This window comes from Brevibacterium sp. JSBI002, from assembly GCF_026013965.1.
GTDB lineage: Bacteria > Actinomycetota > Actinomycetes > Actinomycetales > Brevibacteriaceae > Brevibacterium.
In genome coordinates, this window is the sequence record NZ_CP110341.1 from 743,344 (window position 1) to 754,208 (window position 10,865).

Here is a 10,865-nt window from a genome sequence, read left to right on the forward strand (position 1 = left end):
GCAGAGTGTGCACTGGGGGATCTGATGGCACTCGGCTCGAGTCGTTCAACGAAACGTGCCTGTTCAAGAAACTTGAACAGGCACGAATCATTGAACACCCGATGAGGGCGCGGGGATGTCACACCGCGGTGTAGCCGCCGTCGATGAGGTAATAGGCGCCGGTGACGAACGAAGCGTCATCGGAGAGCAGGAACGATACGACCTTTGCGACTTCATCGGCGGTGCCAAGGCGGCCGAGAGGGTGCTTGGCTTTGAGTCCTTCAAGCGTTTCAGCGTCCAGGCTCGATTCGAGCAGGGGAGTTGTGATGTAGCCGGGGCCGACTGCGTTGATGCGCAAGCCTTCGGCGCCGTATTCGGCGGCGGCATTCTTCGTGATGCCGACGACGCCGTGCTTGGCTGCGGTGTAAGCGCCGTTGTTGATGGCGGCGACCGTGCCGTGGACCGAAGCCATGTTGACGATCGCCGAGTCCTTCGCGCCGTTCTCGAGCATGGCCGGGATCTGGAAGCGCATTCCGTAGAGGATGCCGTTGAGGTTGACGTCGATGACCTTGTCCCACGAATCGAGGTCGGTCTCGCCGACGGGCACCTGCTTGCCGCCGATGCCCGCGTTGTTCACGGCGAAGTTGAGTCCGCCGTAGATATCGACAGCGAACTGGACGGCCTTCTCCGAGTCTTCCTTCGATGACGTGTCCTGCTGGAACGCCGAGGCGGTGCCGCCTGCCTCAGCAATCTCGCCGGCGACACGTTCGGCAGCCTCGAGATTGATGTCGGTGATGACGACCTTCGCGCCCTTGGAGGCGAGGTCCTTGGAAATCGCCTCTCCGAGGCCTGATCCGCCTCCGGTGACGAGTGCGACCTTGTTCGTGAAATCTGCCATGGTGGTGACTCTCTTTCTCGAAAATCCTCGGGCCCAGCTGATGTGGCCCTCACCAGGCGTAACGAGGAAGAGTCGGTGAACATTCCGCTGTAAGTCGGCCTGTTCGGTCACACGGGGCATTGATCGAGGCAGGCAACAGTGGTTAACTGGTTGCAATCTGCAACTAGATTGATGATCACCGCGGCTCGAGGGGGAGTGATGGGAAAAGTGGCATGGGGTTTCACCTGTTCGATCGACGGATTCATCGCTGGGCCAGGCCATGACATGTCGTGGCTCTCGGCCTCCGAGCCGAACGCCGAAGGCACCACCGAGGGCATGGCGTCGAAAGTCGCCGTCATCATCTCCGGCCGCAGAGGCTACGACGCGGCCAAGGCGCAGGCCGCCGAACGCGATGAGCTGACCTCCTCTGCGTATGGCGGTGCGTGGTCGGGGACGGAGATCATCCTCACTCATCGTCCCGAGGATTTGGCGGGAGACACCTCGGTGACGGCATTGAACTGCACCATCACCGAGGCGGTCGAGCGTGCCCAGCAGATCGCTGGGGACCGTGATATCCAAATTATCAGCGCCGATATCGCCCGGCAGGCACTCGAGGTCGACCTCATCGACGAACTCCAGGTCTACGTCGCTCCGGTCTTCCTCGGCGACGGCACCCGGATCTTCGATGTTCCCGGCGGACGGCGGGTCGACTGGGAGCTCGAGATGATCGATACGGCGAACGCCCGCAGCTTCGGTCGCACGTACCGACCCAAGAGGTCTAGTCCTCCCGTCGACTGAGGTCCCAGAGGATCCGCAGAGCCTCCTCGTCGAACTCCTCTCCGGAGTCGACGTCCGGTGAACCGCTCCTGACCTCGGCGTGGAGGCGTTCCATCTTCCGGTCGAGTTCGCTGGCCGCGTCGGCCGCCTCGGTGAGTTCGCCGACGAGGCGATCGGGAACGTCGCCGTCGAACTTGTAGTGGATCTTGTGCTCGAGGCTCGCCCAGAAGTCCATCGCGATCGTGCGGATCTGCACCTCGCAGATGACCGGGGTCGGCCCGCTGCGGAGGAACACCGGAACCTCGAGGATCGCGTGCAGGCTGCGGTAGCCGTTGGGCTTCGGCTCCGCGATGTAGTCCTTGACCTCGACGAGGCGGACGTCGTTCTGCGCGGTGAGCAGCTCGAGGACGTGATAGGTGTCGGCGATGAAGCTGCAGGTGATGCGGATGCCCGCGATGTCCGTGATCTCCCGCCTGATGATCGCGGTGTCGAGCGGCAGGCCCCGACGGTGGACCTTCTCCAGCAGGCTCCGCGGCGACTTCACGCGAGAGGAGATGTGCTCGATCGGGTTGTAGCTGCGCGTGTGGACGGACTCCTCGCGCAGGATCGAGATCTTCGTGAGCACCTCGTCGATGACGAAGCGGTGGTGCATGATCAGCTGCGAGAAATCCAGGCGCAGCTGACGGATGCTCTCGATCTGCTGCGGTGTCAGTGCGGTCTCTGCTGGCGCCATCTCTCTCCCGATCTCCATTGTGGCCTCAGTGTATCGGCGGAACACCTGTTCTCTGTCAGTGCCGAGGAGTACCGTTTTGGCATGTGCAGAAACATCAGGACCCTCCATAATTTCGAACCTGCCGCCACCTCCGACGAAGTCCACGCCGCCGCACTGCAGTATGTGCGCAAGATCGCCGGCACGACGAAGCCCTCGCAGGCCAATGCTGAGGCCTTCGACGTTGCTGTCGAGGAGATCGCCCACACCACCCAGCACCTCCTCGATGCGCTGGTGACGAACGTGCCGCCGAAGAATCGAGAGGAGGAAGCGGAGAAGCGGCGAGCCAGATTCGCGGCTCGCGCATGACGGTCGCCGGACTTGTCCTCGCCGGCCTCGCCGCCGCCCTGCACGTCTTCATCTTCTACTTGGAGTCCATCGCCTGGACGAGTCCACGTGCCCGCGCCACGTTCGGCACGACCGAAGCCGAGGCCGAGACGACGAAGTCCATGGCCTTCAACCAGGGCTTCTACAACCTCTTTTTGGCCCTCGCTGTGTTCATTGGCCTCATCGTCTTCGGCGCAGGCTCTGCCACGGTCGGTCTCACTCTCGTCTTCGTCGGGGCAGGTTCGATGCTCGCCGCAGCGCTGGTGCTCGCACTCTCAAGCCGTGAGCTGCTCGCCTCCGCGCTCAAACAGGGCACGCTGCCGTTGTTCGGTGTGCTCGGCCTGCTCGTCGGTGTGCTGGTCTGAGTCGCAGCGATCTGACTCAGCCGGCGAATCGACGATCGGCCGCAAGGTCCTGCGTGATCCTCGCCGAGGCGGTCCGCAGGACCCGCATGATCGCGGGCACGCCTTTACGGTGCTCCGAATCGATGACGACGCCGAGCCCGGCGATCGCCGCCCCGCCGGCGTCGAAGACAGGAACCGTGATTCCTGTCGTGCCCTCATCGATATGGCCGGAGAGCTCGGCGAAATGGTGAGAGCGGATGGAAGTGAACATCTTGCGCAGAGCTGCAGGATCCGTTGTCGTCTTCTCCGTGATGGCAGACAGCGGCCCCCGCAGATACGCCTCGCGAACATGTTTGGGCGCATAAGCCAAAAGCACGAGTCCACAGGACGACGCATGAGCCGGCAGTCGACCGGCGGTCTTCGACCGGTGGATGACCGCATTCGGCGCCGACATGCGCTCGATGATGAGCACCTCGCGTTCCCGCAGGATGCCCAACTGCGTGTTCTCACCGACGAACTCGTGCACACCCATCATGTGCGGCCTGGCCACCGAAGCCAGATCGACGGCATCGGAGGCGCGGTTCGACAGCTCCCACATCCCGACTCCGATTCGGATACGCCCATTGGGGTCGCGCTGGAGCAGATCGTGGCGCATCATCTCACCGATGAGCCGGTAGGCCGTCGACTTCGGCAGTTCGGCACGCTCGGCGATCTCGTCGGTGCTCAGACTCTGATGGTCCGGGTCGAAGGATGCGAGAACACGCACCAGTCGATCGATCATCGAGTCGCCGGAAGGAGAGTTCGCCATGCCTCGGATTCTAGCGGCTCTCCATCGAAATTCTCAATGAATGGGAGTGCTGTGGCTTCGGGTGGTGCGGGTCACTACTCTGACGAGAGGTGCACCACAGTCCTTCGTTGACTGTGCCCGCAGATCGGCTCGTTGCACGGAACCACAGACATGACCCGCCCCGACAAAGAAGTGAGGACAGACAATGACTGATTTCCTGGGATCCGACTGGCTCGAGTCGATCTTCACCGGCACCTGGACCGCCGGCTCCGGAGAGACTTACGACGTCATCGAACCGGCCACCGGTGAGACCCTCGGCCGCCTCGGTGCCGCCAGCGCCGACGATGTCACCGCCGCCGCCACGCGAGCCGCCGCTGCACAGAAGGAATGGGCGAAGACCACTCCGGACGAAAGGGCCGCAGTGCTGCGCCGCGCCGGTGCCCTGTGGGCCGAACACGCCGATGAGCTCGCCGAATGGATCATCCGTGAAGCCGGCTCCATCCCTGCGAAGGCCGCACTCGAGATCTCCTCGGCCGAAGCCATCTGCTTCGAATCCTCCGCCCTGCCCAGCCACCCCAAGGGACAGGTACTCACCTCGAACGAACCCCGCTGGTCCTTCGCCCGCCGAGTGCCAGCCGGAGTCGTCTCCGTCATCGCCCCGTTCAACTTCCCCCTCATCCTCGCCATGCGCTCCGTCGCCCCGGCCCTGGCCCTGGGCAACGCGGTCCTGCTCAAGCCGGACCCCCGCACCGCCGTGTGCGCCGGAGTGGCGATCGCGAAGGTCTTCGCCGAGGCGGGACTGCCCGAAGGACTGCTCCAGGTCCTGCCCGGCGGCCTCGACGCCGGTGAAGCCGTCGTCGCCGCACCCGAGGTCTCCGTCATCTCGTTCACCGGCTCCACGGCGGCCGGACGCAAGGTCGGCGAAGCCGCCGGTCGCCTCCTCAAGCGGTGCCACCTCGAACTCGGTGGAAACAATGCGCTCGTCGTCCTTCCCGGAGCCGAAGTCGGTCCGGCCACCTCCGCGGGGGCTTTCGGATCGTGGATGCACCAAGGCCAGATCTGCATGACCACAGGCCGCCACCTCGTCCACGAATCCATCTACGACGACTATGTCGAACAGCTGGCCGAACGCGCCCGCAATCTGCCGGTGGGCAACCCCGCCACCGAGGAGGTTGCGATCGGACCGATCATCGACGAGAAACAGCGCACCCACGTCCGCGACATCCTCGACAAAGCCACCGCCGACGGCGCCACACTCGTCGCCGGAGGACCGGGCGAAGGCGCCTTCGTCCCGCCCACAGTGCTCACGGATCTCAGCCCTTCGAACCCCGCCTGGGCGCAGGAGATCTTCGGACCCGTCGCCCCGGTGGCCCGCTTCTCCACCCTCGAAGAAGCCGCCGAGATGGTCAACGACAGCGAATACGGACTCTCGCTCGGCATCCTCGGCGATGTGGGTCTGGCCATGGACCTGGCCGACCTCGTCGACACCGGGAAGGTCCACATCAACGAACAGACCGTCTCCGACGAGGCCAACGTCCCCTTCGGCGGGATGAAGGACTCCGGCAACGGATCCCGTTTCGGCGGGGCTGAGGCCAATATCGAAGCCTTCACCGAAACCCAGTGGGTGACGATGCGCTCGTCGATCGCGCCCTACCCGTTCTGACCTGCACGACAACACCCCGGAGACACCGATGTCCGCAACCACCCCATCCGCATCCATGACCGGTTCCACCTCGGCGGGCCGCTGGCCGGCCGTCCTATGTTGGCTGGCCGTCGCTTTGGAGGGCTTCGACCTCGTCGTCCTCGGCGCGGTCATCCCCGAACTGCTGGCCACCGAGGCCCTCGGGTTCACCCCCGAGGCGGCCACCATGGTCGCCACCCTCAGTCTCGTCGGCGTCGGCCTGGGTGCGGTGTCCGTGGGTCCTGTCGTCGACCGGATCGGACGACGGTGGGCGATCATCGGCTGCGTCATCGGCTTCAGCGTCTTCACCCTGCTCGTCGCGTTCGCTCCGAACGTCGCACTGTTCACCATCTACCGGTTCATCGCCGGACTGTTCCTCGGTGCCGTGATGCCCAGCGCGCTCGCCTATATCAGCGAGTACAACAAGTCGGGCAAGACGGGTAAGGCCACGACCCTGACGATGACCGGCTACCACGCCGGCGCCGTCGCGATCTCCCTGCTCGCCGTCGCCTACTCCCACAACTGGCATCTGCTCTTCCTCGCCGGCGGAATCGCGGGCCTGGTCATGGTTCCCCTCCTGATCTGGAAGCTGCCAGAATCCGAGGTCTTCCTCATCGCTCAGGAGCTCAAACGCAACCCCGCTGCCGCGCAGGCGAAGGACGCCGACGCTGCCGATCCGTCCGGCGCCGTCGACGCGCAGGCGAAGACAGGGATGGCGGGACTCTTCGAAGGCAAGCTGGCGCTGGTGACCATCGGCGTGTGGGCAGCGAGCTTCATGGGACTCCTGTTGGTCTACGGACTCAACACCTGGCTGCCGAAGATCATGGCCGACGCCGGCTACGAGGTCTCGGATTCGCTGGTCATGCTCTTCGTTATGAACATCGGCGCCGTCGTCGGACTCGTCCTGGCTGGCTGGTTGGCCGATAAGCACGGAACGAAGAAGATCGTGCTCATGTGGTTCGTCCTCGCCGCGGTCTTCCTCGCCGCGCTCTCGATCCCGATGACCAGCCAGATCCTGCTCAACATCGCCGTGTTCATCACCGGAGTCTTCGTCTTCTCCGCCCAGGTGCTCGTCTACGCCTTCGTCTCCGCCATCTATCCGGCACAGGCGCGCGGAACCGCATTGGGCATGGCCTCGGGAATCGGCCGCATCGGCGCCATCGTCGGCCCCTTCATCACCGGTGCCCTCGTCACTGCCGGAATCGCCTACCCGTGGGGCTTCTACCTCTTCGCTGTCGTCGCCGTGCTCGGCTTCGCCGCCATGGCGATCGTGCCCAAATCAGTGAAGTGATATCAGCGGGGTTGGCTACGCTGAGTCCATGACTCGGTGGATCGATGCCTCTTTCGTTCGCGGCGGCACAAGCAAGGGACTCTTCTTCAGCGAATCCGCGCTGCCGTCGCGGAACTCGGATGGGGACACGGCGGAGTGGGACTCGATCTTCACCTCGGCGATGGGTTCGCCCGATCCGTTCGGCCGTCAACTCGACGGAATGGGCGGGGGCATCTCCTCGCTGTCGAAGATCGTCGTTGTGGCCGCCTCGGCGAGGGACGGGGTCGACCTCGACTACACGTTCGGTCAGGTCTCCGTCACCGAGGCAGCTGTCGACTACTCCGGCAACTGCGGAAATCTCTCGTCCGGGGTCGTTCCCTTCGCCCTGTCGGCCGGGCTGATCTCGGCCGCCGATGGATGGCACGTCTTTCGGCTGTTGAATACGAACACGCAGAAACTCGTCGACGTCGGACTGCGCGTCGTCGACGGGCAGGCCGAGGTTGCGGGCGATCTGGTGTTGCCCGGAGTCAGCGGAACGGGCGCACCGGTCGAGCTCATCTACCCCGATCCGGCCGGCAGCCGCACCGCCGGACTCCTGCCGACGGGTAAGGCAGCCGAGTCCATCACTGCCGGTGGGGCGATGTTCGAGGTCAGCCTCGTCGATGCCACCCTGCCCGTCGTCATCGTTCCGGGTGCTGCGATCGGACTCAAAGGCACCGAATCTCCGGAGGAGATCGACGCGAACGAGCACGCGATGGGCATGATCGCGGACCTGCGCCGCAATGCTGCTGTGCGGATGGGTCTGTGTGAGTCACCGGAGGACGCACCGGATGTCGTGCCGAAGGTCGCCGTGGTCACCGCCCCATCACCCACCCGACTGCTCGACGGAACGACCCTGGCCGCCGAGGCGGCCGACCTGCCCGTGCGGATGATCTCCATGGGGCAGACGCACAAAGCCGTGCCCGGAACCGGAGCCATGTGCCTGGCCGCGGCCGCGCAGATCCCGGACACGATCATCAACCGCATCATCCGACGCTCGCCGCCCGGGGCCGTCGGGCCGGAGGTGCGGTTGGCTACCCCTTCGGGCGTGGTCACGGCCGGTGGCGTCTTCGATGCGGACACGGTGACGGCCACCTCCCTCTTCCGCACGGCACGAGTGCTCATGCGGGGGCAGGTGGCCGTCAGGGACTAGGTGTCAGTTCATGCGACGGCGGCGAACGAGGAGGACGATTCCTGCGCCGACGGCGACGAGCCCCGCCGCGATCGCCATCATCACGGTCGGATCGGTGCCGGTGCGGGGGAGGTTGCCGCCTGCCTCGCTGTCGGCCGACGCCGAAGATCCACCGGACGTGGACGAGCCGCTGCCTTCGGCATCTACATTCGCACCATCGGCACCGCCCTCTGCCGCCGAGGAGCCACCGTCAGCGCCGCCTTGGTCTGCCCCGTCAGCCCCACCGTGGTCCGACCCGTCGGCGCCGCCTTGGTCTGCCCCGTCAGCGGTGCCTGCCGAATCGTCAGCTCCGCCGTCCGAATTCGCATCGAAGAGGCCGACGATGACCGGATCATGGTCGGAAGCTCGGAACTGGTCCGGAGCGAAGAGGTCGCTGACGTTGTAGTTGAAGCGGCTGTATTCAAGCGCCAGAGACTCGACCGAGTTGATGTTCCAGACATCGGCCCCGGTGACGGAGTCGAAGGCCGTCGCATCAGTGCCTGCACCGTGCGCTTCGTCCGAGGCGTCGAGAGCGAGGACGTGGTCGAGGCTGCCGGTGCGCGAGCCATAGACATACGTGGATTCGTCTGTCTTCTCCGCCGCGATGTCCTTGTATCCGGCCTCATAGAAGACCTGCATCGGGTCCTCCTGAGTGTAGGAATTGAAATCGCCGAGGAGGTAGACCAGGTCGCTGCTCGTTGCCTCCTGCTGATCGCCGGCGAACCCGACGACCGCTTCGGCCTGCTTCACCCGGTCGGCGTTCGACGCGCCCTGACCGTCGCCGCTGTCCTCATTGCCCGGACCTGACCCGGATCCCTTGGACTTGAAGTGGTTCGAGATCGTCACGAAGGTCTTGTCCTTTTCGATCTCGCCGGTGCCGTCCTTCGGCGCGAACGCCTGGGACAGGGGTTCGCGGGCATTGGAGAACGCATCCTGATCGTCAAGGATCGTGGATTCGTTCTGCGGGGCCACCTCGGCGGGTTGGTAGATCAATGCCGTGCGGATGACGTCTTCATTGGACGGGACTGCGGCAGGGGAGTCGACGAAGTCCCATTTCTGAGTCCCGGCCGCCTCGTTGAGGCGCTTGACCAGGGTGGACAGGGCATCGTCGCGGTCCTTGCCGAACGCGGCAGAATTCTCGATCTCCATGAGCGAGACCACCGAGGCGTCGAGCTTGTTGATCGCGGTGACGATTTTCGTCTCCTGACGCTTGAGGCTCTCCGCGTTCGCAGCGCCACGGGCATCACAGCCGCCGCGGACGGTGATGTGGTTGCCTTCGCGGTCGTCATAGTACTGGCAGCCGTCGAGCTGATCGCCGGTGGTGGTGAAGTAGTTGAGGACGTTGAAGCTGGCGAGGCTGACCTGGCCGCCGACGGCCTCGGGGGCGTCGGTGCGGGTGTCGGTGAACGTGGTCGGCTGCACCGCCTCGGCGTTGTCCCCGGTCAGACGGGTCGTCGGCTGGAACCGCCACTTCTCGTGATCGAAGCCGAGCACGACGGGGGAGGTGAAGTTCGCCTGCGCACCGACGCGGACCGGGTCCTCCTTGCTGAGGTAGGGCAGGGGGATGTCCTTATCGGCCTTGAGGAAGTTCACGGTTGCGCCGTCGTCGAGGACGACCTCACGGTCGAGGTTCTCGGCGTCCAGAGCCTTCGCCTCGGGGGTGCCGGGGCGGTGGACGTCGGTGGGCTGGTCGAGCGTGCCCTCACCGGTGGCGAGGACGACCTCGCCGTATGTGTTCGTGTTGTAATTGTCGGCCACGGTCAGCGATTCGCTCGGCTGCAGGAGCATGCCTTCGAGCGATTCGCGCTTTTCGTCTCCGGCAGGAAAGGCGTCTTCGACGGGTTTGACCGCCTCGGCGGGTTCGTCGACCATTTTGAGACCGGACGCGGATACGGAGATCTGGGTCTGACCGTAGTGTTCGGATACGGTGCCGGTGACCTCGACGTGGTCGTCGATGTTGGTATCGGCGACGGTGTCGGGGGAGTAGACGAAGATGCCGTCGGACGCTGCGCCGTCGGCACGGTCAGCTCCGCCGGTGCCCGGAGTCTGGATGTAATAGCCGTTCAGCCCGCCCTCGGGGTAGGCGGCGGTGACGACGCCACGGGTGGTCACGGTCTTGCCCTGCAGCGGGCTGGAATCAGTGGTGCCCTGGATGTCGGCGATCGGGGTGAGGCCCTCGGGGTCCGGTCCGGGATCGTCGCCGCCATCGCCATCGGGAAGGGCGTTCGGAGTCGGGGCCGCGGACTTCCAGGTGCCGTCGATGAGCTGGATCGACTGGCCGGATGCCGCGGTGGCTCCGGTCGGGGTGGCTTCCTGGCCGATGACGGCGGCCGGAGTGAAGGTGTTCTTGGCTCCGGACACACCCTTGCCGCCGAGGACACCGCCGATCTGTTCGAAGTCGATGAGCGTGCCGGTCTCATCGATGGCGAAGGCGCTCGCCCCGTAGCCGCCGTCGGCAGCGGAACCGGAGTTCACGGAGTTCGTGATCGGCACTTCGACGGCGAGTGCTCCCGAGTCGCCGACGGTGGAGTTCGCCGGCAGGGTGGTCGTGTACTCCTGTGCCTGGACGGAGCCGCCGCGGGTGACGGACCCGAAGGTCCAGCCGGAGACATCGGTGCCGGGTTCGGCTGCGATCTCGATGAAGTCCGAATCGAGAGTGTAGGCGATCTCGGAGATCAGAGCATCGCTGGCTGCGTCTGGTGCCGGTGCTGCTGTGGCGGCAGCCAGCGGTAGGCTCAGCCCGGCGACGAGGCTGATCGCCGCCGCGGAGGACAGTGTGGTCGTGACTTTCATGGGCACCTTTCGAACGGATGAGCGACTGTGCACATCGTGACGATCCACGTG

Annotated in this window: 10 protein-coding genes; 6 read left to right on the forward strand and 4 right to left on the reverse strand. The window is 65.0% G+C overall.

Annotated features, from left to right (window positions below; all coding sequences use genetic code 11):
* Nucleotides 1-118 precede the first annotated feature (118 nt).
* A complete protein-coding gene (locus LJ362_RS03210) occupies nt 119-877 on the reverse strand; it encodes an SDR family NAD(P)-dependent oxidoreductase (protein ID WP_264800727.1) in 759 nt (252 codons plus the stop codon).
* Nucleotides 878-1,075: 198 nt separating this feature from the next.
* Here LJ362_RS03210 and LJ362_RS03215 point away from each other — a divergent pair, with 198 nt between their 5' ends.
* Nucleotides 1,076-1,654: a dihydrofolate reductase family protein gene (locus LJ362_RS03215; RefSeq protein WP_264800728.1), complete on the forward strand. Its 579-nt coding sequence runs from the start codon at nt 1,076-1,078 to the stop codon at nt 1,652-1,654.
* Here LJ362_RS03215 and LJ362_RS03220 read toward each other — a convergent pair.
* On the reverse strand, nt 1,635-2,384 hold the full coding sequence (locus tag LJ362_RS03220) for a GTP pyrophosphokinase family protein (RefSeq protein WP_264800729.1): 750 nt from the start codon (nt 2,382-2,384) through the stop codon (nt 1,635-1,637). The genes LJ362_RS03215 and LJ362_RS03220 overlap by 20 nt on opposite strands.
* A 63-nt stretch (nt 2,385-2,447) precedes the next feature.
* Between LJ362_RS03220 and LJ362_RS03225 the strand changes: the two genes are divergently transcribed.
* Both LJ362_RS03225 and LJ362_RS03230 read left to right on the forward strand, forming a co-directional pair.
* On the forward strand, nt 2,448-2,711 hold the full coding sequence (locus LJ362_RS03225; RefSeq protein WP_264800730.1) for a DUF2277 domain-containing protein: 264 nt from the start codon (nt 2,448-2,450) through the stop codon (nt 2,709-2,711).
* Entirely contained in the window at nt 2,708-3,094 is a 387-nt protein-coding gene (locus LJ362_RS03230) for a DUF1304 domain-containing protein (protein ID WP_264800731.1), read from the forward strand. Before LJ362_RS03225 ends, LJ362_RS03230 begins: the two co-directional genes overlap by 4 nt.
* Before the next feature lie 16 nt (nt 3,095-3,110).
* Here LJ362_RS03230 and LJ362_RS03235 read toward each other — a convergent pair whose 3' ends face one another.
* Nucleotides 3,111-3,881 carry an IclR family transcriptional regulator gene (locus LJ362_RS03235; protein ID WP_264800732.1) on the reverse strand — a complete coding sequence of 257 codons (771 nt, stop codon included), beginning with the start codon at nt 3,879-3,881 and terminating at the stop codon, nt 3,111-3,113.
* Between the two features lie 184 nt (nt 3,882-4,065).
* Between LJ362_RS03235 and LJ362_RS03240 the strand changes: the two genes are divergently transcribed.
* Genes LJ362_RS03240 through LJ362_RS03250 form a run of 3 tightly spaced genes read left to right on the forward strand, consistent with a single transcriptional unit; the run spans nt 4,066 to nt 8,003 of the window.
* Nucleotides 4,066-5,523: a benzaldehyde dehydrogenase gene (locus LJ362_RS03240; RefSeq protein ID WP_264800733.1), complete on the forward strand. Its 1,458-nt coding sequence runs from the start codon at nt 4,066-4,068 to the stop codon at nt 5,521-5,523.
* 28 nt (nt 5,524-5,551) lie between these two features.
* Entirely contained in the window at nt 5,552-6,832 is a 1,281-nt protein-coding gene (locus tag LJ362_RS03245; RefSeq protein WP_264800734.1) for an MFS transporter, read from the forward strand.
* Between the two features lie 28 nt (nt 6,833-6,860).
* Nucleotides 6,861-8,003 carry a PrpF domain-containing protein gene (locus LJ362_RS03250; RefSeq protein ID WP_264800735.1) on the forward strand — a complete coding sequence of 381 codons (1,143 nt, stop codon included), beginning with the start codon at nt 6,861-6,863 and terminating at the stop codon, nt 8,001-8,003.
* A 3-nt stretch (nt 8,004-8,006) separates the two neighbouring features.
* On the opposite strand, the gene LJ362_RS03255 is transcribed toward LJ362_RS03250, so the two are convergent.
* A complete protein-coding gene (locus tag LJ362_RS03255; RefSeq protein ID WP_264800736.1) occupies nt 8,007-10,814 on the reverse strand; it encodes an ExeM/NucH family extracellular endonuclease in 2,808 nt (935 codons plus the stop codon).
* Between the last annotated feature and the right edge of the window lie 51 nt (nt 10,815-10,865).